This is a genomic window from Geobacillus sp. 46C-IIa (assembly GCF_014679505.1).
Classification (GTDB): domain Bacteria; phylum Bacillota; class Bacilli; order Bacillales; family Anoxybacillaceae; genus Geobacillus.
In genome coordinates, this window is record NZ_CP061474.1 from 1204433 (window position 1) to 1227170 (window position 22738).

At 53.9% G+C, this 22738-nt stretch carries 18 protein-coding genes, 1 tRNA gene, 2 pseudogenes and 1 riboswitch; of the genes and pseudogenes, 16 read left to right on the forward strand and 5 right to left on the reverse strand.

The genetic code is table 11. The features are described from left to right. Positions 1-350 precede the first annotated feature (350 nt). From IC803_RS06195 to IC803_RS06230, 8 genes are all read left to right on the forward strand, one after another. Positions 351-3128: a GTP-binding protein gene (locus IC803_RS06195; RefSeq protein WP_081210195.1), complete on the forward strand. Its 2778-nt coding sequence runs from the start codon at positions 351-353 to the stop codon at positions 3126-3128. Between the two features lie 261 nt (positions 3129-3389). Further along, a riboswitch (TPP riboswitch) is annotated at positions 3390-3499 on the forward strand. Between the two features lie 73 nt (positions 3500-3572). Continuing rightward, entirely contained in the window at positions 3573-4658 is a 1086-nt protein-coding gene (locus tag IC803_RS06200) for a LuxE/PaaK family acyltransferase (RefSeq protein ID WP_081210209.1), read from the forward strand. After that, positions 4655-6106 carry an acyl-CoA reductase gene (locus IC803_RS06205; protein ID WP_081210193.1) on the forward strand — a complete coding sequence of 484 codons (1452 nt, stop codon included), beginning with the start codon at positions 4655-4657 and terminating at the stop codon, positions 6104-6106. Before IC803_RS06200 ends, IC803_RS06205 begins: the two co-directional genes overlap by 4 nt. Positions 6107-6120: 14 nt before the next feature. Further along, a complete protein-coding gene (locus IC803_RS06210) occupies positions 6121-6867 on the forward strand; it encodes an ABC transporter ATP-binding protein (RefSeq protein ID WP_081210191.1) in 747 nt (248 codons plus the stop codon). Continuing rightward, a complete protein-coding gene (locus IC803_RS06215) occupies positions 6864-7619 on the forward strand; it encodes an ABC transporter permease (RefSeq protein WP_081210189.1) in 756 nt (251 codons plus the stop codon). The genes IC803_RS06210 and IC803_RS06215 overlap by 4 nt, the downstream gene beginning before the upstream one ends. Beyond that, positions 7616-8650 (forward strand): ABC transporter substrate-binding protein, encoded by a 1035-nt coding sequence (locus tag IC803_RS06220; RefSeq protein WP_081210187.1) that lies wholly within the window; start codon positions 7616-7618, stop codon positions 8648-8650. The genes IC803_RS06215 and IC803_RS06220 overlap by 4 nt, the downstream gene beginning before the upstream one ends. Positions 8651-8662: 12 nt before the next feature. Beyond that, positions 8663-9433, forward strand: a complete 771-nt coding sequence (locus tag IC803_RS06225; protein WP_081210185.1) for a 3-oxoacyl-ACP reductase — start codon at positions 8663-8665, stop codon at positions 9431-9433. Positions 9434-9635: 202 nt separating this feature from the next. Beyond that, entirely contained in the window at positions 9636-9956 is a 321-nt protein-coding gene (locus IC803_RS06230; RefSeq protein WP_081210183.1) for a hypothetical protein, read from the forward strand. Positions 9957-10041: 85 nt separating this feature from the next. Here the strand turns inward: IC803_RS06230 and IC803_RS06235 are convergent, their stop codons facing one another. Further along, on the reverse strand, positions 10042-11292 hold the full coding sequence (locus IC803_RS06235) for an aminopeptidase (protein ID WP_081210181.1): 1251 nt from the start codon (positions 11290-11292) through the stop codon (positions 10042-10044). A 326-nt stretch (positions 11293-11618) separates the two neighbouring features. On the opposite strand from IC803_RS06235, the gene IC803_RS06240 reads away from it, so the two are divergent. Continuing rightward, the gene (locus IC803_RS06240) at positions 11619-13055 is read left to right on the forward strand and encodes a sodium/proline symporter (RefSeq protein ID WP_081210179.1); all 1437 of its coding nucleotides are present in this window, start codon (positions 11619-11621) and stop codon (positions 13053-13055) included. 145 nt (positions 13056-13200) lie between these two features. On the opposite strand, the pseudogene hpaB reads toward IC803_RS06240, so the two are convergent. Further along, positions 13201-14645, reverse strand: a pseudogene (gene hpaB, locus IC803_RS06245) (4-hydroxyphenylacetate 3-monooxygenase, oxygenase component). 73 nt (positions 14646-14718) lie between these two features. Further along, positions 14719-14919, reverse strand: a complete 201-nt coding sequence (locus tag IC803_RS18485) for a diguanylate cyclase domain-containing protein (protein WP_158083297.1) — start codon at positions 14917-14919, stop codon at positions 14719-14721. On the opposite strand from IC803_RS18485, the gene IC803_RS06255 reads away from it, so the two are divergent. The 6 genes and pseudogenes from IC803_RS06255 (at position 14892) to IC803_RS06280 (ending at position 20767) form a co-directional block, all read left to right on the forward strand. After that, positions 14892-15386, forward strand: coding sequence for a DoxX family protein (locus IC803_RS06255; RefSeq protein WP_081210177.1), 495 nt, complete (start codon positions 14892-14894; stop codon positions 15384-15386). The genes IC803_RS18485 and IC803_RS06255 overlap by 28 nt on opposite strands. Before the next feature lie 250 nt (positions 15387-15636). After that, positions 15637-17292, forward strand: a complete 1656-nt coding sequence (locus IC803_RS06260; RefSeq protein WP_081210205.1) for a class I adenylate-forming enzyme family protein — start codon at positions 15637-15639, stop codon at positions 17290-17292. A gap of 58 nt (positions 17293-17350) precedes the next feature. Beyond that, entirely contained in the window at positions 17351-18898 is a 1548-nt protein-coding gene (locus IC803_RS06265) for an acyl-CoA carboxylase subunit beta (RefSeq protein WP_081210173.1), read from the forward strand. 485 nt (positions 18899-19383) lie between these two features. Next, positions 19384-20165, forward strand: a pseudogene (locus tag IC803_RS06270) (YhfC family intramembrane metalloprotease). After that, positions 20162-20527, forward strand: a complete 366-nt coding sequence (locus IC803_RS06275) for a VOC family protein (RefSeq protein ID WP_063165650.1) — start codon at positions 20162-20164, stop codon at positions 20525-20527. The pseudogene IC803_RS06270 and the gene IC803_RS06275 overlap by 4 nt, the downstream one beginning before the upstream one ends. A 102-nt stretch (positions 20528-20629) precedes the next feature. Then, positions 20630-20767, forward strand: a complete 138-nt coding sequence (locus tag IC803_RS06280) for a hypothetical protein (protein ID WP_190304273.1) — start codon at positions 20630-20632, stop codon at positions 20765-20767. Positions 20768-20813: 46 nt separating this feature from the next. Here IC803_RS06280 and IC803_RS06285 read toward each other — a convergent pair whose 3' ends face one another. Further along, the gene (locus IC803_RS06285; RefSeq protein ID WP_063165651.1) at positions 20814-20996 is read right to left on the reverse strand and encodes a small acid-soluble spore protein H; all 183 of its coding nucleotides are present in this window, start codon (positions 20994-20996) and stop codon (positions 20814-20816) included. A gap of 282 nt (positions 20997-21278) precedes the next feature. Here IC803_RS06285 and bioF point away from each other — a divergent pair, with 282 nt between their 5' ends. After that, positions 21279-22451, forward strand: coding sequence for an 8-amino-7-oxononanoate synthase (bioF, locus tag IC803_RS06290; protein WP_081210171.1), 1173 nt, complete (start codon positions 21279-21281; stop codon positions 22449-22451). 77 nt (positions 22452-22528) lie between these two features. On the opposite strand, the gene IC803_RS06295 is transcribed toward bioF, so the two are convergent. Beyond that, positions 22529-22602: transfer RNA gene (locus IC803_RS06295), tRNA-Pro, on the reverse strand. Positions 22603-22738 lie beyond the last annotated feature (136 nt).

Below are 22738 nucleotides of genomic sequence, written 5' to 3' on the forward strand. Positions count from 1 at the left end.
CTTGCCGGGACTCTTTTTGCTCCATCTCATCTAAAATATGCGAGGACGTTTGCAGCGTGGTTACAATATCTTTACTGGGATATTGCTTAAATAAAATACTTTAATTCAAATCATCATTCGAATAATCCATGGACAGAAGAACAGCCGCTTCGGCCTCCTTGGTAAGCTCGGTCGGGCTTGCCGATCGTTCTCTCTTTGTCATCGCACGCTCACCGCGGTCGCAGAAGTTTTTTTCGTAAATGGAACAGCGGTGTTTTGTCTTGCAAATGAAAACAAATTGAAACGTTCATGGCGGCGAAAGTTTGTTAAAATGTATAGGATAGAAATAAAATCATCAAACGTGCCATACAATGAACATGCATGGCAAATACGTGAATCAGGTGATGGATATGGGGTTCGAACAGCAACTTGTTCATAAAACGTTTTATGAAACGTTAATCGATGGAGGAGAGCGGGACCTTGTCGGCACGTTCGGGGACATGTTCTTCGCTGCGTACCGAGATGGGGCTGATTTGTCGTCCATTCGTTTTGCTCAAGGGGAAGTGTATTTCCATCGCCGCGACTATGAGACTGCCATTTTCAAATGGGAAAATGTCCATAACGATTTGCGCCCATGGGCGCAAAAAAACATCGCGGACAGCTACTATGAGCTTGGACAGCTTCGGCTCGCCGAAGAGCTGTACCGCTCGATTGAAGCGGAAAGTGAAACGCTCCAGGCGGAAATCATCTTGCGCCTATTTTCGCTCTATCGCGAATTCGGTGAAAGAGAAAAAGCGGACGAAATGATTAAGCGCGGGGTGGCGCTTTACCCGGATTACCCAAATATGACTGAATGGGCCCGCGTCTTTTTCGAGGAACAAGGCGATTGGGGAAGCGCCATCGAGCTCGCTTTAGGAGAAGCGGTGCGGACGTCGGCGCGTCGTTGGGCGGACATTTTAACGGGCTATGTGGAACAGGGGCATGCGCGGATGATGGCGCCCGCGCGCTTTTCACGGTGTTTGACGCTGTTGTACGAAACCGATCGGGTAAAATTTGAGCGGTTAGTGCAGGCGTTGTGGAACGGTTATCAAGATAGTGATGTGTATTTTTCGTGGCTGGCGGAATGGAACCGTCTTTACGATGAGCTGGCGATTGGCCGTGATTATGAGTGGAAGCGAATCCCCGCCCTTTTAGCTCGGGCGTATGACGGGTTAGTGCGAGGGCCGTATCGGTTGAAAGAGCTCGTTGAGGTCGTGCCGCTGCTCTTAAAAAGCTGGGTGAATTTGGCCGACGGGCGCGGGATGGCGACGGCCGCCGCCGCCTTGTTGGCATGGAGTGAGAAATTCCCGGAAGGCTTTGATGATGAAACGGTGAAAAACGCCGCGAAACAGCTTGTTTGCGCGGATCGGCAATCAGGGGAAGCGGGCGTGGCGCTATTTGAAGAAATGGCCGACTGGGCCGAGGCGCAGCACGCAGGTTCGCATTTCCGCTTCCGCTGGCTCGTGCGGCAGCTTTCCGATCTGCGGACGCACCGCGTTCTTGTCGCCGGGGCGTCGCGAAATGAACGCCTGGCGTTTTTGCGCACGGTGGTCGGCGAAGCGGCGTTAGTGGCGCCGTCCGCTCCGGTGCTCGTTTGGAAAAACGGCGGCGAGATCGAAGTGGCGAAAATCAGCGATGAACAGTTTACTGTTTTTGCAAGCATCGATGAGTTTCAACAAGCATCAGGGGGACGGGGAAGCCGCTTTCCTGACGATGCGGTCATCGAGTGCACAGCGCCGCTTTCGCTCGTGCCGCAAGAGGTAGCTTTGCTGGACATCGGTCCGCTTGGCGGGCGCGCCTCTTCCGATCATGAGGCGCTTGTGTCGTTCCCGCTCGCCGATAGCATTCTTTTCCTTCTGAACGGCGATGACCCGTTTTCGAGTGTCGATGAACAGCTCGTGCTGCAGCTTTGTGAGCGGGTGCCGTACACGCCGATTCACTTTTTGCTTCCTCCGGGTGACGGGATGATCGATGAGCAGGAGGAGTTGCGGATCGCCCGAGAAGTTGAAGCGCACATTCGCACCATCGTTCCCGGGGCGAACGTGATCGTCTATTCGCCGCACGCGCCAAGCCGCAAGCAGCAGCAGGCGCTCGTTGACTTGCTTGGCGAAGTGCGTCATCACCGGTCTTCCGTACGTCGGGAAGAAGCGATATTGGCGACGATTCGCCAGTTCATTGCCCATTTGTTCCGACAGCGGGCTGAGGCGGAAAGCCGGTTGGCGGAGTCGATCGTGTGGAGAAAGGAAATGGCCGCCAAGCTGAACGGGGCGATTCACCAGCTCGGCGATCAGCAAGAAGAAAAGACGGCGAAAATCGTGAAAACGTTCCGCGCGGTTTTGGAAGAGACGCGGGCGGCTTTGGCAACGGCGATTCCTGACATGTTGCGCAAGTCGGCCGACTTTGTGCGCGAAGACAGCGACTTTGCCCGCCTTCACCTTGAACTGAATGATCAAGTGAACAAACAGCTTCGCGCTTATATCGATGAAGAGGTATTGCCGAAACTGCACCGCGCCATGGAAGCGTGGATTGCCGCGGCAAAAGAGGAATTTGACGAATGTCAGGCGTTTTTATATGAAATGGGTGAAGGGTTTAACGCCATGTTTGGCGAGGAGCGGCTGAAGCTTGAATGTGATTTCCGCATCCTTTCCGATTGGCAGCGTGATATCGATCGGCTTGCAGGCGGGGTACAAATTGATAAGCTGAACATTTTCCTCCGCCGGACGCCGGGGCAGCTGCTGTTGAAAGGAGCAGGCAAACTGCTTGGCGCCTTCACGCAAAATAAGGCGATGTTGGCGCAAAAGTATAAGCAGCTGATCGAAACGCAAGATTACACCGATGTGGCGGAAACGGTTGCCGAGCAGTTGTTGCTGCCGTTTGAATGGTTTGCCAAATCGCTTGAGCGCGACATCGCCCAGTTTTTCCAAGCGCCGTCGGCCGTGTTAAACGAAACGTTGGAACGATTGGAGCTCGAAATTGCCGCTCAAGAAAGGGAGTTAAAACAGATGCGCACAAATCCGGAGGCGTACCGCGACCCGCTTGTTCTCTTTGGCATTCGTTTGCGGCAGTGCGAGCATCTGGCGCAGGCCGCTTCTGCGGCGGTTCAAGTATAGAAAAAATCGGCCGGACACCGGCCGATTTTTTCTTCCCTTCAGACATGCAAAGCAAGAACGGAGGACAACGACCACCGATGGAAGGGCATAGTTTTGCTTTGGGCAAAGACGAGCAAGAACGGTTGCGGTTTTCTTATCGTGCCGCGAATACCGCTGGCTCCTGCTATACGTGGACGTTGATACGAAGGGATGGGGGATGCTTCCATCGCTTTTTTTCTTGCATTCTTTTTTTCTAGAGAGTAGACTTTGATTGTAAAAAGATCATACGTTTACGGGAGCTTGTGGAATCAGGCTGAGAGTACGGCTAATCCGCCGTTGACCGTTTGAACCTGTTGGATAATGCCAGCGCAGGGAAAGAGAGTATACATAAGCACTTTGCCTGCGCGCAAAGTGCTTTTTGGCATTGGATTGAAATGCGCGATCGAGCGGAAAGGGTTGGGAAAGATGACACAACAAGAAATGATCGAAAGCTTGCTTCAGTTGATCAATAAAGAAACGTCCACAGAGGAAGAATTCAATGAGCATGCGCTCATGCTGTTTGCCTACCAATATGAAAACAATGTTCCGTATCGTACATATTGCATGCAAAAAGGAAAAACGGCAAGAACGGTGAAAACGTGGCGGGACATTCCGGCTGTGCCAATTAACGCCTTTAAAGAATTAACGTTAAGTTGTGTTCCTCCCGAACAGGCTGAGCGCGTGTTTATGACGAGCGGCACGACGAAAGGAGTGCGCGGGAAACATTACCACCCGGCGTTAAGCGTGTACGATCAGTCAATGATCGTCAATTTTCAAAAGCGGTTCATGAAAGAGCACAACAAAATCAAAATGGGCATTCTTTTTCCGACAGAAGACGAGCTGCCGAACTCTTCGCTCGCCCATTATTTAGCGCTCGCTGTCAATGTGTTTGGCACGGAAGACAGCCAGTATTTTGTCAATCGGGATGGCCTTGATATCGACCGGCTTCTTGCTGAGCTGGAACAAGCGGAACAGTCAGGTGAGCCGTACGCCCTGTTAGGCGCTTCGTTTAGCTTCGTTCATTTGTTTGAGGAGCTCGCCAAACGCGGCAAAACGTTCCGCTTGCCGGAAGGGAGCCGGATTCTTGATACAGGCGGCTTTAAAAATCAGTCGCGGGAAATGGGCTTGGACGAGTTTTACGACACGCTGTCTTCGTTCCTTGGCGTCCCGCGCCGCGAGTGCATCAACATGTATGGGATGACCGAGCTGAGCACGCAATTTTATGATGACGGAAATGGGACCGTTCCGTCGGTGAAATCGGGGCCGCATTGGATTCGCACAAGGGTGATCCACCCGTTGACCGGAGAAGAGATGCCGAAAGGAGAACGCGGTGTCCTCGTTCATTGCGATCTCGGCAACTTTAACTCGGTAACGACGATTTTGACGGAAGATATGGGCGTGGAAACAGACGGCGGCTTCTTATTGCTCGGCCGGGTGCAAGGGGCGGAAGCGAAAGGCTGCTCGATCGCGGTCGAAGAATTCATCCGCGCGGCAAAGGGGACATCCGAATGAGAGAATATGCCGGCTATCTCCCGTGCATCGGGGATGAACCGATTGAAACGCGTGTGTTAACGTTTGAAAAAAACGGAGAAAGAGTCGAAGTGGAAGTTCCTCTTTTAACGGTCGAGCAGCTGAACAAAGTGGTGAGAAAAGTGAAACAAGCCAGCGCCCAGTTTCTCAAATCGCTTTCGGTGACGGAGATCATCGACTTGCTTGACCGGGTGATGGCACAGCTGTTGGACCGCCGCCATCCGTACCGGCAAAAGGCGGAACAAGTGCTGCCGATTGTGACGGGCTATGATGAAGAAATGGTCCGTTTAGGGTTGACTTCGTATTTCAAAACGTTCCGCAAGCCGCAGCTGCAACGGTTTCTTGTGGAGGACTTGGAAAATCCGCTGCTTCTTGACGATTTTCAACCGCGGGCCAAAGGCGGCTTTTCCAAAGCGGTCGGCCCGGATGTCATCGTTCACGTTTGGGCGGGAAACGTGCCGGCGCTGCCGTTATGGAGCTTCATTTCCGGGTTGTTGGTGAAGTCGGGAATGATCGGGAAAGTGTCGAGCGCCGAGCCGTTATTTGCCGGTTGGTTTGCCCGCTTGTTAGTGGAGGTGGAGCCGAAATTGGCCGATTGCCTCGCTGTTGTTTGGTGGAAAGGCGGGGATGTCGAGAGGGAGCGTGCCGTGTTTGGGCAAGCTGACGTTGTTGTCGGCTATGGAAGCAATGCGTCGCTCGAAGAGATGCAGCGCCGCCTTCCGGTGACGACCCGATTTTTGCCGTTTGGGCATAAAGTGAGTTTCGGCCTCATTTCCCGCTCCTGTCTTGATGCGCGCAAGGCGTGGCAGGCTGCCCATCAGGCGGCGTTTGATATCATGCGCTATGACCAGCAAGGGTGTTATTCGCCGCATCTGTTTTATGTGCAAACTGGCGGAAGCGTGTCGCCAAAAGAGTTTGCACGCTATGTCGCCCACGAGCTGAACTGTTTTGCGAAACGGTTTCCGCGGCGCCCTCTTTCCCTTGAGGAAATGGCGGCGCAAGCAAGTTGGCGGCAGCGCGAAGAATTGGGCGTGCTGGCGAACAAGGAAAAGGAAGTGCTCGGAAACGAAGCGGGAGACTGGACGGTTGTTTACGAACCGGAATGCCGGGGGTTTGCCGCGAGTTGCCTAAACCGGGCCGTAAAAATTGTCGCCTTTGATGACATTTCCCAAGTGATTGCAGAAATCGCCCCGTATCGGGTATTTTTGCAGACGGCGGGGGTGGCCGCTTCGCCAAAAGAGCTGTTCGAATGGGCGGAGCAGTTAGGAAAAGCGGGTGTCACCCGCATTACAGCGCTCGGGCATATGACGTCCCCTGAAGCGGGCTGGCATCATGATGGGCGCTTTAATTTGCGCGATCTTGTGCAAATGGTCGACATTGAATCGGCGGCTGAAGCGTATGCGGAACAGTTCGCTCCTTATGTCGATTAAGGAGGAAAATGAGGATGAGCTTTTTGCAGCTAGACCGTGTGACGTATCGTTACCAAGGGTTGACACCGGTGATCGACGGGGTCAGTTGGACGATCAATGAAGGGGAATTCCATTGCCTCGTCGGGAAAAGCGGCTGCGGCAAGACGACGTTGTTAAAGCTTGCGGCCGGCCTGTTGCAGCCGGATGAAGGGGCCGTTTATTTGCGAGGCGAAAAAATGACGAAACCTTCCCCTTCGATCGGCTATGTTTTTCAATTGCCGACGTTGCTTGAATGGAAGCGGGTCGTCGATAATGTTTTGCTGCCGATCTCGCTCAAGCGAAAACCGGCGAAGGAAGATTACGAGTTGGCGCACGATTTGCTCGGGCGAGTCGGGTTGTCCGCCTACCGCGACCATTACCCGGCTCAATTGTCCGGCGGCCAGCAAAGCCGGGTGGCCATTGCCAGAGCCCTCATTCAACGGCCGGCGCTGTTGTTTTTGGACGAGCCGTTTGCGGCATTGGACGCCATTACGCGCGAAGAATTGCAAGATGACTTGTTGACGCTTTGCCGGCTGCAAAACACAAGCGTCTTGTTCATTACCCACGATATTGCCGAGGCCGTATATTTAGCGGATCGCATCGCTGTCATGGCCGCCGGGAAGATTGTCTATGCGCTCGACGTCAACCTTCCGAAACCGCGAACGTTGGAAATGCGCTATGAGCTGCGGTTTAACGAGCTTAGTTTTCACGTGCGGCAGGCGATGGAGGGGGTGAAGCGATGAACAGGGCGCCCGTTTATTCGCTAGTCTTGTTCGTTGCGCTTCTTCTCGGCTGGGAACTGGCCGCTAGGCAAATGTCGGCGCTCGTTTTGCCGGCGCCGTCGGTCGTCGCCGCGACACTTTTTGATGGCATAAGGACCGGCTATTTTTGGCCGCACATCGTTCGGACAAGCCTGGAAGTGTTGCTTGGCTTGGGCTTAGGAAGCGGCCTTGGCCTCATCATCGGCATTCTCATGGGGGAAATTGGATTTTTGCGCAACTTGTTCTTCCCGTACGTCGTCGCCAGCCAGGCCGTGCCGAAACTCGCCTTGGCGCCGTTGTTTATCCTTTGGTTCGGTTTCGGCATGACCTCAAAAGTAATCATTACGGCCTTGATTTGTTTTTTCCCTTTGCTTGAAAATACGGTGACGGCGATTCAATATACGGATCGGAACAAACTCGAACTGTTTCGCGTGTTAGGCGCGACGCGCTGGCAAACGCTCATTCATTTGAAACTTCCCGCCGGGCTGCCGAGCATTTTCGCCGGTTTTCGCGTGGCCGTCGTCTTGGCGGTCGTCGGGGCGGTCGTCGGCGAATTTATCGGCGCCAGCGAAGGGCTGGGAGCGATGATTATCGCTTCCCAAGGGATGATGGACACCCCGCTTATGTTTTCTGTCTTGCTTTTATTGACGCTGTTGGGCATGGCACTCTACCAAATCGTTCATTTCTTTGAAAAACGATTAGTAAAACCATATGAAAAGGAGACAAGAAAATGAGACGAAAAACGGCAGTCACCGTATGGCTGCTAGCCATCGCTTTGTTCTTAGCCGCTTGCGGTGCGGCTGGGCAGAAACAGGGGGAGGCGGGCCGAACGACGGGAAAGGTGAAAGAAGAAAAAACAGACCAGCTGCGTGTGGCTCTTTGGAGCCAACCGATCACCGAGCAAACGAACTTGCTGGCGGAAAAAGAAAAAGGCTTTTTTAAAGAAAAAGGCTTGGATGTGACGCTCATTCCTGGCGCCGGCGGCGGCGATGCGATCAAAAACATTCTTTCTGGACAAGCCGATATCGCTTTTACGGATCCCGGTTCACTGTTTTTTGCGTTAGATAAAGGTGCAAAATTAAAGGTCATTTATAATATTTATCCGCAAAACGTCTTCAATGTCGTCTCGTTAAAAGACAAACAAATCACGAAACCGGAAGACTTGAAAGGAAAGAAAATCGGCGTGTACAGCTTATCGAGCGGAACGCGGCAAAATTTATTAGTGCTGTTGCATCAAGCCGGGCTTTCGGAAAACGATGTGACGATTGTCGAAACCGGTTTGCTAAACTTTGCCCCGCTTATGCAAGGGCAAGTGGATGCGACAGCAGCGACCGATACCGGGCTTATTGTGGCGAAACAAAAAGGATTAGGGGACGTCAACGTCATTGAAGTGAAAAACTATCTCAATATCCCGAGCGACGTCTTTGTCGTTACCGAGAAGACGTACAACGAGAAAAAAGAGTTGTTGCAAAAGTTTTTAGAAGCGTATCGAAACAGCGCCCAATGGATGATCGACTACCCGGAGGAAGCGGCGGCGTTAGCCGTCAAATACGCCATCGATGGCAAGGACGAGCAACGCAACTTACAAATCATCCAGTTGCGAAATGCGTCGAGCGTTTCGCCATTGACGGAAGAAAAAGGGTTAGGGGCGCTTGATGTGAACGTGCTGCAACAAGCTGCGGACACGTACAAAAAGTTAGGCTTAATCAAAAACGACATCAACATGGCGGAAGTTGTCACGAATGAGTTGCTTCCAAAACAATAACGGAGGACGAAAATGGGGATGTTCTCAGGAAAAGTGATCGTTGTGACCGGTGCGAGCCGGGGCATCGGCGCGGCCATCGCCCGCGCGTTTGCCCGTGAACATGGGACGGTCGTCGTCAACTATTTGCAAAATCAGCAGGCGGCGGAACAAGTGGCCGCCGCCTGCATTGAACTTGGCGGCGACGCTTGGGCCGTCCAGGCCGATGTCACTTCAGAAGCGTCGGTTAAGCAGCTGATCGAGCAAGTGATGATGGAGACAGGAAAAATCGATGTCGTCGTCAACAACGCGTTCGCGCCGTATGTATTCGACCCCGACGAGCGCAAACTGGCGTGGGAGCTTGTGTGGGAAGATTATCAAGCGCAACTGGACGGCGCGCTGCGCTCGACGCATTATATGTGTCAGGCAGTGATTCCGATCATGAAAAAGCAAGGCGGAGGGAGCATTGTTAATATTGTGACAGACTTAGTCGCCCGCCCGGTCGTCCCGTATCATGACTACACGACGGCGAAAGCGGCGCTCGTCGGCTACAGCCGCAACTTAGCGGCGGAGCTTGGTCCGTTTGGCATCCGCGTCAATTGTGTCGCTCCCGGCTTAGTTTACCCGACGGACGCCAGCCGGCGGACAAAGGAAGAAGTGAAGGAAATGCTGATCGCCCAAACACCGCTGCGCCGAATCGCTGCTCCTGAAGATGTCGCCGGGCCGGTTCTCTTTTTAGCGTCTGATTGGAGCCGCTTTATGACCGGACAAACGTTGTTTGTCGACGGCGGACTCGTCATGCGCTAGCTCGGCATTTGAAATGAGCCTCGTTTTCTAAGCTGCCCTCAAGAACGGATCGTAAGGGCAGCTTCTTTTTTCTGTAATTTTATATAGAACATGGCGGTCCGTTATGGTACGATATGATTAGATATTGTTCGAATGTTTCCGATATTTCTTGCCCCACAAACACACGCCCGCTGCATTTCTCCTTAGAAAAGAGGGACGAGCTATGAACGATTCATTATGGTTTCTTTTGTTTGTTTTGTTGATGTGCGGCGTGTTGTTGCGCCACATCACCATTTTGGCAGTAAGGAATGAACGGAAGAAAAATGCATTCGTTTCCCAGTACATCTTTGTTGCGCTTGTCACATTATGGTTTATCCCTCTTTATGTGAGCGTGAAGTTGGCGGTTTTCCTTGGCGTCGGTCAATACGGGCTTGTGCTCTGGCTCATTCTTTTCCTCATCGGGGTCGTTTACGTCATGAAACGGACGGAAAAGGAAAGAAAGGCGCTGCAAGAGGAATATCACCGTCGGGCAGGTTCGGCATGAACCGAGCGCCCGGCCGTTCGAAAGAAAGGAAGGCTGTTTCCGAAAGGCGAGTCAAATCGCTTGGAAACAGCCTTTTTTGAACGGATCAGACAGACGATTTCAGTTCAAACGCCCAGTTGCCGCGGCGGAAAATCGGTTCGCGTTTGCCATCTTTAGTGACGCCGTCGATGTTCAGCTCGGCCGAGCCGATCATAAAGTCGACGTGGACGAGGCTGTCGTTGACGCCGCGGCGGTCAAGCTCTTCTTTGGACAGCGCCGCGCCGTTTTCGATGTTCGTCGGGTACGCTTTGCCAAGCGCAAAATGGCAGGCGGCGTTTTCGTCAAACAGCGTGTTGTAAAAAATGAGATTGGACAGCGATACGGGCGACTGGTGCGGCACGAGGGCGACTTCGCCGAGGCGGCGCGCCCCGTCATCGGTATCAAGCAAATGTTTGAGCGTCTCATATCCTTCTTCAGCGCTGAAATCGATGACTTGACCGTCTTTAAAGGTGAGTGTGAAGCCGTCGATGATGTTGCCGTTGTAATTGAGCGGCTTCGTGTTGCGGACCGTGCCGTTGACGCCGTCTTTATGCGGCATTGTAAACACTTCCTCGGTCGGCATGTTCGGGTTGAAGCGCACCCCGTTTTGGCTTGTCGCCGCGCCGCCGTGCCAAATGTGCCCGTCGACGAGCTCGACCGTGATGTTGGTGCCTGGCGCTTCGTAGACGAGCTGTTTGTATTGTTTGTTGTTCAAGTAGTCAACGAGGCGGGCGAGCTGATCGTTATGTTCACGCCAAGCGGCGATCGGGTCGTCTTGGTCGACGCGGACGATGCGGAAAATCGCTTCCCATAATTTGTCGATGGCTTCTTCATCACGCAGATCGCCAAATACTTTTCGCGCCCATGCGGCCGTCGGGACGGACAGGAGCGACCAGCAGTTCCGGTCGGCCATGATGGCGCTCCGGTAGTTGGCGAGCGCTTGGGCGGCCGTTTTATTAGCGGTTGCGATCCGCTTCGGATCAACATCTTTTAACAAGTCGGGGTTCGGGGCGTAAATCGACAAAAAGGCCGCTCCTTGTTCGACGAGCTCTTCCATCCCTTTTGCCCGCCACATCGGATATTCGGAAAACGCTTCCTCTGGGGCGTGGTGAAACTTGATATATGTAAGCGCCTCATCGTTCCATTCGACATACACGTGTTTCGCTCCCGTTTCATACGCCGTTTTGGCGATTTTCCGAACGAGCGGCGCCGCTTCGAGCGGAGCGTTGACGAACAGCGTCTGCCCCGGTTGGACGTTGACGCCGACTTTCACGGCCAATTCAGCGTATTTGTGCAACTCGTTTTCCCAGCGATCCATATCGTTCACTCCTTTTTTTGGTGTCAAGTCCACTTTATTACACGACAATGCGTTTCGCAACTTTTTGAACAACGAAACGTGATGACCGCCTAAAGATAAGGAAAGGTGACAACGAGTTGAGTTAAAATTTAAAAAAGCAAACCGGCATAAATCGCTTCTCATCATCATAATGGTAGTAATGAAATAAATAAGTCATGAAGCTGCACTTTTATTGGCTGCACCGGCATTGTCGTCCTCGTTCGATGGCAATGTCGGTTTTTTTACGGGGGGGGGAAACGGCGGGCGGTGGTGTCGTGAGGCGAACAATATAGTGAGGGGGAGAAACAATGAATGGCCTCATCTTGGCGGAGCTCGTGCTGTATTGTCTCGTGATGGCAGCCCTTGGTTATTGGTATGGAAAAAAAGAGATGAGCCATAGCGATTTTTTGCTTGGCGGAAAAAAGCTTCCGGGTTGGACGCTTGCTTTTTCCGAACGGGCGACAGGGGAATCGGCGTGGCTGTTGCTTGGCTACACGGGGTTTGTGTTTGCGAGCGGTCTTTCCGCGATTTGGGTAGCGGTGGGCATTGTGATCGGCATTATTGGCGCCTGGCTTTTTTTGGCCGACCGGTTTCGCCAAGAGGCGGAGCGATACGGCGCGCTGACCTTGCCCGGCTATTTGGCGAAACGGTTTGGCGCGCATGGGCAAACGATTTTATGGCTTGCGACCGTCCTTATTTTTAGCTTTATGATGTTTTATTTCAGCGCGCAAATTGCCGGAGCGGGCAAGACACTGTTTACCGTGTTTCATATCGACCCAGCGCTTGGCATGGTCATCAGTGTCGCGATTGTCATTATCTTGTCATACACCGGCGGGTTTGTCAGTGTCGTTTGGACGGATATGATTCAAAGTGTGCTCATGCTGGCGACGCTCGTAATTTTGCCCATTGTGGCGTTAGTGGAAATTTATAGTGGTGGATTGTCGATCAGTGAAGCGCTTCATCACTCGAAACCGGGCCTTGATTCATGGACGGGGGGAGTGACCGGCGTTGCGCTTGGGCTATTGTTGTTTAACAATTTTGCTTGGTTTTTCGGCTATCTGGGCGGGCAGCCGCAACTGAGCGTCCGCTTCATGGCGTTGAAAGACGCCCGCGAGGCGAAAACGGCCAAAACGGTGGCGATCGTTTGGACATTATTGGCGTATGGCGGAGCGTTTTTGATCGGCCTGACAGCGATTGCCCTTTATCAAGGACAATCATTCACCGATGTCGAGACGGTGCTGCCGCAAATGGTGTTGGACTTGTTGCCGCCATGGTTGGCCGGGCTGCTGTTATCCGGCATTTTGGCCGCCATCGTGACAACGGCCGATTCGCAGCTGCTAGTGATCACGAGCGCCATTAGCGAAGACATTGCGCGCCGTTCTTTGCGCCTTCGTCTGTCGGAAAAGCAGCTTGTCGCGCTTTCCCGCGCGGTGGTGGTCATCGCCGGACTGCTCGGTTTGGTGCTGGCGATGACATCCGAGTCGCTCGTCTATCTCGTTGTCAGCTGGGCGTGGGCTGGAATCGGCTGCACGTTGTCACCGGCGATTTTACTGTCCTTTTTCTGGAAACGGTATTCCGGCATCGGCGTCATCGCCACGATCCTTGCCGGGTTTCTCAGCACGGTCATCTGGATTTCCTCGCCGCTTGAGGCCATCATCAGTTCACGGTTTACGACGTTTGCCATTGCGCTGGCGGCCGGGGTACTGTTCAGCTTGTTGTTTCCCGATCGTCAGCGGACGATGTGATCGATCGCGTCAATCCATGAGCATGAGGGTGTCCTGAAAGAGGCGGGACACCTTTTTTCTGCACTGAACGCTTGATGATATCCCGCTTCTTTGGAGAAAAGGCGGGCGTTTATGCCGGTCCGGTGCTGTGTTTGCTGCCGTTTTGTCAACGTTGTTCGCTGTCCAAAAACCGTCGCACCACTTGGGCGCATGCTTCCCGGTTGCAGCGATGGTAAAAGGTTGTCGCAAACCGGACCGAATCGCCGAAGAAAAACCGTTCGTACAGCGTCTGCCGCGTCCCGAAGGCGCTCATCGCCAAATCCCAGGCGAAGCGGAACAGCTGCACCCGCTGTTCGGCCGGAAGCGTCGCTGCCTGCAAATACCGGTCCAAATCCGCGCGGAGTGGGGAGGAAAAGTCTGCTTCCGTCGGCAGGCAGACAAGCCCGCTGGCGCCAAGCAGCTGAACGATGTCGGCAAAACGCGGGTACAAGCGCGGATACAAAAAGGCAGCGGCGTAAAGCGGGGCAGGATCGGGCACCATGGTGCCGCGTCGGTCCGGTTTCGCTTGGAGCTCGGCGGCGAGAAGCATCCCCCGAAGCGCTTCAAGGGAGGCGGCGATTTCCCCGATTTTTTCTTGCACATGCTGGTATCCGCCAATTTGGATGGATTCGCTGAGCAGCTCCACCGTTCCAAGGAAAAATTCGGTTTTCACGATGCGCCGCGCCAACACTTGGTGCAGGAGCATAATCGCCAAATGGGTTTCTTCATCCAGCTCTTTGGCCACCCATGCGTTTTTGTAGAAAAAGATCCGATCCCACGGAACGAGCACATCGTCAAATACGACAATGGCGTCGATTTCATCAAAGTGCGCGCTGAGCGGGGCGTCAAACGAAGAGGCGCCAGCAGCAAAAGAAGGACGGCAGATGAACTTCAACCCCGGTGTGTTGCTCGGAATCGAAAACGCGTACATGTACTCATCGCCAAGAAGCGTCCCGCCGGCCGGCAAAACGAGAAGTTCGTCGGTCATGCCGCCTTGGGTGGCGAGCAGGCGCGCGCCTTTGATGACGAGTCCGTCTGTCGTTTCGCGGATCACTTTGGCGGCGATCGGCTCGCCGTCTTCTTCCATATAGCCGAGGGAACGGTTCACTTGCGGGTTGACAAACGTATGGGTGAACGACAAGTCGTTTTTGATCGCCCGCTCATAGAGGCGTTCGATATGTTCGGCGTAGGACGGGTGCTGCTGCCCGAAAAAATCGGCCGCGGAAGCGAGCGCCATCACGGCGGTGTTCATGTAGTCGGGAGATCGACCCATCATCCCCGCTGTCAGGCGCGCCCATTCTTGGAACGCCAGACGCCGGTGTTCGAGCTCCTCTTTTGTCGTCGGCCGCAAGAACGCCGCGCCGGCCAGCTCCCCCGTCGATGTGCGGAACGTCAGCACCGGCTGCTTCGTTGGATCATGCTGGCATCGTATAGGCGCGCTTGGCTTCGGATCGCGCCGGCGAAGGCCGGGTGCTTTGACAGATTTCTCTCGACCTGCTCGCCGTTGATCCATACATTTGACCGAAGATTGTCAATGCGCTCGATATACTGGGTGCCGTTAATAATGGCCATATTTTCCATCCCCTTTTTCCGTAAAAACCGTTTATGGCCATTGTATGCGCGCCTAGAAAAAAGGGAAGGAGGTTCAACCGCGAGCGGGACAGGCTATTTCCACCCGGTTGCGCCCGTTTTGTTTAGCCCGGTATAGCGCCTGATCGGCAAGGGAAAGAAGCGCCTTAGCGTGCTCATTTGGCTGCGGGATGGCGATCGCGGCTCCGACCCTGACGGTGACGCCGTTGGCAGCGGGTGATAAGCGATGTGGAATGGCTAGCTCTTCAATGTTCAACCGTATTGCTTCAGCGGCCGCTGCCGCTATGGATGGTGGCGGGGTGGGAAAAAATCACGCAAGGGTTTGACGCCACCGGATTTTTAAAAGGAGCGTTGGCGAAGGCCACGGGCGAACACCCGGCCGTGCAAAGCTGGTGGGCGGCCTTTATCGAAAACGCAGCGCTGCCGAATGTCGGATTGTTCAACTTCCTCGTGCCATGGGGTGAATTTCTCGTCGGGGTCGCACTGATTCTCGGATTGTTTACGACTTTTGCCGCACTCATGGGAGCGGTGATGAACTTCGCCTTCATGTTCTCAGGCACGACGAGCACGAACCCGCAAATGGTGCTGCTCACCGTCTTGATCCTCGTCGCCGGAGCCAATGCGGGACGCTACGGTTTCGATCATTGGGTGTTGCCATATCTCCGTCACTGGTGGACGGATAAAACGCATCGTCCACACCGTCCAGCCGCAGCGTCTAAATGACTGCCATCAAGCTGCGTAAGCTGCGCCGGGCTTTCCTCCTTTTCCTAACGGCCGCTCCTTCTCCAACGTGGAAGGGGGCGGCCGTTTGCCATGTCGGAGAAAATGATTGGTTGTTCGAAAAAGGAAAACAAGCGAATGACGTCGAAATGATCATATGGATGAAGCAGGAGGCATGAACAAGTGTTTGAAAGCGTTTTCTACCAAGGAACATACTAACCATTCAGTATTTCAATAAGGGATGGTGAAACGGATGAACGAAACACGCCCATATTGGCCGAGCGGGCTGCCGAAGGCGCTCCGCTATGGGCTCGGTGAACAGCCTCTGTACGGCTATTTGCGCCATCGCGGTGAGCAGGAGGCGGACAGGACGGCGTACATCTTCTACAACAAGGTGATGACATGGGGAACCTTGCTCGATTACGTCCGCCGTTTTGCCCGCTATTTGCGGGAAAAAGGGGTGGGAAAAGGGAGCTATGTTGCTTTGTACATGCAAAACTGCCCGCAATACATCATCGCGCACTTCGCTGTTCAGCAGCTCGGCGGCATTGTTGTCCCACTCAATCCGATGTACCGGGAATCCGAGCTCGCCTATTTTTTCGCTGAAGTGCCGCTTGTCGGCATCATCACCGGAGAGGAAGGAGTGCTGCGCGTTCGACAAGCCGAACAACAAACAGCCCCGTTGTCGTTTATCGTCACGTGCCACTACGGGGATTGCGCCGATCCATCTGGGGAGATCCCGCTTTGCACCGAGCTTGCGCGGCCGAAGGAGCCGATGAGCGGTGCGGACGATTTTGCGGCCATTATTGACGTTTATCCACCTCTTGAGGAGGCCGTAGCCATTGATTTATGGAACGATGTCGGGCTGATCATTTTCACATCCGGCACGACCGGGCGGCCGAAAGGAGCGATGCTGACGTATGGCAATGCGCTGTTTAAGACAGCGGCGTCCGCGCAGGCGAACCGACTGACCGAACAAGCGGAAGTGTTGATGGCCCATTCCCCGCTTTGCCATATCGCCGGGATGGTGATGGGGCTGAATACGCCGGTGTACACCGGTCATCCGTGCATATTGTTCGCTCGCTTCGATACGCTGGCAACGATCAAGGCGATTGAAACGTACAAGGTGACATCATGGTACAGCATCGCTCCGATGAACGCAGCCATCCTGCAGGGGCTCACTGCCGTCAATGCGGATTTGTCCAGCTTAAAACGCAACTTAGCAACAAGCTTCGGACTGCCAGTGACGAGAGACCTTGCCGAGCGGTGGGCGGAAGCGACTGGGGGCTGCCTATTGTACGAAGCCGCCTACGGCCTGAGCGAGACGCATACGTGCGACACGTTTATGCCGGATGAGTGCGTGAAATTCGGCTCGTGCGGCATTCCGACGTACGAGACGGACATTCGCATCATCGATCCGGAAACGAAACGGGAGCTTGGGCCTGGACAGTCAGGGGAAATTGTCGTGAAAAATCCAGGTGTCTTTAAAGGCTACTTTCGCCGCGATGACGCGACGAACGAGACGTTGAAAGACGGGTGGGTGTACACCGGTGATATCGGGTATGTCGATGAAGACGGCTATTTGTATTTCCAAGGGCGGATGAAAGAGATGATCAAAGTGTCCGGCTACAGCGTCTTTCCAGAAGACGTCGAGGCGTTGTTGAACGAGCATCCGGCCATTAGACAATGTGCGGTCATCGGCGTGCCTGACCCGATGAAAGGGGAAGTGCCGAAAGCGTTTGTTGTTCTTCACGATTCGTACAAAGGAAAGGTGGCGTCGTCGGACTTGATCGAATGGTCGAAAACGAATATGGCGGCGTTCAAGTATCCGCGTTATATCGAGTTCATGGATGAATTGCCGGCGACGCCGTCAGGCAAAGTATTGCGAAAGCTGCTGCCACGGGAATAACATAGCGGCGGGGTTTGGCGCGAGCCGCCCCGCTTTTTCTAAAAAAGGGGGGATTATGATGGAAAATTTGCGGCAATTAACAGACGAACTGATGGCGAAAAAAGCGCGCGCCGCGTTGGGCGGCGGCGCGGAGAACATCGCCAAGCAGCACGAGAAAGGGCTGCTAACTGCTAGAGAGCGGATCGACAGGCTTGTGGATGCAGGAACCTTTATCGAGTTTGGACGGCTGAACGCGTCCGACCAGCCCGGCTTGGCAGAAACAACGTATGGAGATGGGCTTGTCGCCGGCATCGGCAAAGTGAACGGCCGCCCGGCGGTCATTATTGCCGGAGATAAGACGGTGCTCGCGGGAACAGAGGGGAGCGTTCATTTGCGCAAATCGCGGCAGATGCATGCGTTGGCCGTAAGAAACGGCTTGCCGATGTTTTTCCTCCATGAAGGCGGCGGGTTGCGCATGCCGGACGGAATGGGGTCGGACGGGATCAGCGATAAACTGTTTCCGCACGAGCTGCTCACTCACTACCGGCAAGTGCCGACGATGGCCGCGATTTTGGGGGACAGCTACGGCGGTCCGACATGGACGGCGGTGAGTTGCGATTTTGTCACGCAGCTGAAGGGGACATGCATGGCGATCGTGGGGCCGCGTATGCTTGAGTTAGCAAACGGGCAGCGCGTTGCTCCGGAAGAGCTTGGGGGCATCGACATCCACCATCAATATACCGGACAGATTGACGCCGATGGCGAGACAGAGGAGGAATGCATCGAGCAACTGAAACGATTTTTTTCATACATGCCGCAAAATGCGAACGAGCGGCCGCCGATGCGGAAGACGGACGATGATCCATACCGGATGGTGGAGGAAGTGTTTTCGATTTTGCCGGACAGACGGAGCCGTGTCTATGATATGCGGCGAATCATCACCTGCCTTGTCAATGATGGCGATTATTTTGAGTATCAGAAACAATTTGGCAAAGCGCTGATCACCACCTTGGCACATTTGAACGGCCATGTCGTCGGCATCATCGCCAATCAGCCCAATCAATATGCAGGAGCGCCCGGGCCGCAGGAATGCCAAAAGGCGACGGAATTTATTTGTTTGTGCGACTCGTATCATATTCCGCTTATCTTTTTGCATGACACTCCGGGGTTTCGCGTCAGCGTCGAGGCGGAAAAAGCGAAAATGGCGACGAAAATCATGGTGTGGAATCAGGCGCTGGCACTAACCACCGTCCCGAAAATCTCGGTTGTCATCCGCAAAAGCATCGGGGCGGCGTACGGCAATATGTGCGGGCCGGGTATGGGAGGAGATGTGGTCGTCGCTTGGCCGAGCGCGGAAATCAATTTCACCGGTCCGGAAGTTGGAGTGAATGTCGTATACGGCCGCGAGCTTGAACGCGCCGATAACCCGCATGAGCGGCGTCAGGAGCTGCTCAAGCAGTGGTCGTTTGACAGCTCGCCGTATGAGGCGGCGCGCAAACATTTGATTGACGATGTCATCCATCCGGCAAAGACGCGGAAATTCCTTTGCCAGACACTTGAATATTCGCTTACATCGAAGCGCGAAAAAAGCGAGCGTTTGCTCGCCGCTTGGCCGACGGGGTTTTAATAGAAGCCAATGAGAAGCTCCCTCTTCCCATAGTGGAGGGGGCTGCGCTTGGCGGTTCGCCTCTCTTTCATCGGGGAGACAGTGATCAGCCGCCGCATGTGGGATGGTGAGCTACTCACCACCTACGCTTCGCTTAGAAGCGGGGGCTTCAAGCAGCTTGCACGTGTTCGCCGAACGGGAAGTCGCACACAAAGCCCCTTTATGCTTCTCTTCATTCCAAAGGTGTCTGTTCACCTTATCGGATCTCCTGGCTGACGTCGCAATCGACATTCATTTCCCGCCTGCTCACTGGGCTGTGCCCTTCACGTTCCCTCGGTTGGGAGATTTCTTTCGGAAATGACGTGAAAAGTCGGAAAAGGCATTGACAATCCAATGGAAATTCGTCATCATCGTTGTCAGCAATTTGTATCTCATCGTTCAATCGTTTCTTTATGAGCAGCAAGAACAGCGCAACCGTTCATAAATAAGCGGGAGGGGGAGAGGACGTGGGAATGATCGGTGCGGCGGTGCAGCTTGCCATTTCACTGTTGGTTCCAGTTGGCCTCATATGGTACGGGAGAAAAAAGGGTGGCTTTCGTGGAAAGCGCTCGGCATCGGAGCGCTGATTTTTCTCGTGTTTTCACAAGTGTTGGAAAAAGCGCTTCACATCGCTGTCCTTGAACCGGGGCGGCCGGCGCTGAAAGGAACGGACAGCGTCTTGCTCTTTGTGTTGTACGCCGCGCTGGCCGCCGGCGTGTTTGAGGAAATCGGCCGTTATGTCGGGTTTCGCTGGCTGTTGAAACAAAACCAGGCGTATGGCGATGGCTTGTCATTCGGGCTTGGGCATGGCGGGGTGGAAGCAGTGCTGCTTGGCGTGTTTGGCGCTGTGAACACGATTGTGCTTCTGAGCTTGATTCAATCAGGCGCCTTCGACAAAACGATCGCCCCGTCGCTCCCCGCAGACCAGGCGGAGCTGATCAAGGAACAAGTGCTGCACACACCGTTGGCGATGTACGCGTTAGGCGGCATAGAACGGCTGTTTGCTTTGGCGGTGCATGTGGCGCTGTCGCTCCTCGTTTTGCTTGGCGTGCGCCAGCGGCAGTTCCGTTATGTCTTGTACGCGATTTTGCTTCATGCGGCGATGGACGTCTTGCCGGCGCTTTATCAGGCGAAAGTGGTCAAAAACATTTGGGTGGTCGAGGGAGTGCTGCTCATTTGGGCGGTTGCTGCGGTTTCGTTCATCCGCCGGATCAAACCGACATTCGCACAGGGGGGAGAGGAACGATGATTCGGATCAAACGGCTTGATCATGTGCAAATTTGTATTCCATTTGGCGCTGAAGATGAGGCGCGTGCGTTTTATACGGATGTGCTCGGTTTTCAGGAAATCGAAAAACCTGAGTCGCTGAAGGCAAACGGTGGGCTTTGGTACAAAGTCGGCGATATCGAGCTCCATATTGGAGCAGAAAACCGCGACGGCTACAACAGCAAAAGCCACCCGGCGTTTGAAGTGGAAGATGTCGAAGCCGCGCGCCGTTATTTGGAATCACAAGGCGTCGTGACGCAAGATGAAAAACCGATCCCAGGGGTGAAGCGTTTTTCCTTTCGCGATCCGTTTCACAACCGGATCGAGTTGTTGGAAAAAGTGTAAGATCGTTTAGTCATCCATCAGATCGGGCAGTGCTCTTTTGCTCCTTCGCGATAGTAACCTCTTGTCATTCAGGGCATGCTAGAGACGAAGGAGGGAATCGCGATGGAGAGAAAAGCGAACAACAAGCGCAGCGACAAATCTGTCCGCACCGCTGATGCCCGGACGGCAGGCCGCGCGTCGATGAGGGAACAAACCGTGCAAGACGCCTATAAAACGCGGGAAGAGGTAACGGCTGATTAACAAAAAAGCGGGAGAAAGGACGATTCCTTCTCCCGCTCTTTTGTGGTTACGAATGCTCTTCTAAGCTGGCGACCGGCACGCTTTGTTTTTGATTCGGATTGTCAAGCGGATGGATTGTTGCCATCCCTTTTTGCTGGTCGACATGCTCAATGTAAATGCGCTGGCCGTTGTACGTGACATTCGCCATCACTGGCGATGAGGCGATTTCTTGCGCCCGACGAGCATCCATCTTCAGCACCTCCTTAGTTCGCAAGATGAACGGAAATAGGGGCGTTTCAGACAGATATAGTATGACTTTTTGAAGGACCGGCTATGCATAAAGAGAAAAAAGGATTGACTTCTCGTATAGGCAGCGACTCGCCTTTTTTCTTCGCTGCAGCAGCCGCTAAATTGCATAACTAAACACTGTTCTAAATAATCAATAGAATCAACTATAAAGATGGTACTAGTGAATTAGTGGATTATATTGTAAACTTTATTTTATAAATAGTTTACATATAGGAGGGTAAGGATGAAAACGGAGATTCTTTTCGCATTGGACGAGCTGAAACAAAAAGCGCAAAAACGCCAGCTGCGCCGAGCGGAGGCATCAGGCACTTCGGTCATCCTAAACGGAAAGCCGATGTTGAATTTAGCGTCTAATAATTATTTAGGGTTAGCGGATGACCAGCGGCTCATTGAAGCGGGCTGCGAGGCGATGCAAAGGTACGGGGCTGGGGCGGGGGCATCGCGGCTTGTCGTCGGCAACCATCCGCTGTACGAACGGGCCGAAGCTGCGCTGAAACAGTGGAAAAAAGCAGAGGCGGCTCTTATTTTCAACAGCGGCTATACGGCCAACATCGGCGTGTTGACAGCGTTGATTGGCCGAGATGATCTTGTCTTTAGCGATCAGTTAAACCATGCAAGTTTGATTGATGGCATCCGACTGAGCAAAGCCGCCTGTTTCCGCTACCGGCATAACGACATCAACCAGCTCGAATCATGGCTAAAACAATCTCCGCCAGACAAGCGAAAATGGATCGTCACCGATGCGGTCTTCAGCATGGACGGCGATCTGGCGCCACTATCGGAGCTTGTCGAGTTGAAACGGCGTTACCGCGCGATATTGATTGTCGATGAAGCACACAGCGGCGGGGTGTTTGGGCCGAACGGCGAAGGGCTGCTTTATCATTTCGGGCTTGAGAAGGAAGAAGATGTGATCGCCATCGGCACCTTCAGCAAAGCGCTCGGCAGCTTCGGAGCGTATGCAACCGGCGAGCCGTGGCTGATCGACTACTTGATGAACAGCGCCCGCAGCTTCATTTTTACGACCGCCTTGCCGCCTGCTGTCCTGGCCGCCAATGAAGCGGCCATTCATATCGTTCAATCCGAGCCGGAGCGGCGCACGCGGCTGCACGCCTTAAGCGAACGGTTCCGCACGAAACTGAAACAGCTCGGCTTTGACACCGGTGGCAGCGAGACGCCGATCGTTCCCGTGATCGTCGGTCCGAACGACCAGGCTGTGGCGATGAGCGAGCTGCTGCAGGAAGCGGGCATTGCCGCAATCGCCATCCGGCCGCCGACCGTCCCTGAGGGAACGGCGCGCATTCGCTTTTCCGTCACCGCCGCCATGACGGAAGAAGACGTTGATAGGGCTGTTGACCGCATCGCTTGGGCAGGAAAGAAAATCGGATTGATTTCATAGGGAAAAACAGCGTCACGAGGAGGAAACGCGTGAGAGAACAAAAAAACCAGCCGGGCGTTTTTCCGGCTGGTTTTTGATCGGGATGACAGGATTTGAACCTGCGACCCCACGCACCCCATGCGTGTGCTCTACCAAGCTGAGCTACATCCCGAAATGGTTTATCAGACATACTTCATTATACAAGAAAAACGGGATAAGATCAATGGCTAATTTTCCATGAAGTCAGAAAAGGATGCCGTGGAGCGCCATCGGCATCCGACAAGCCATGGATTGGCCGTGCTGTGAAA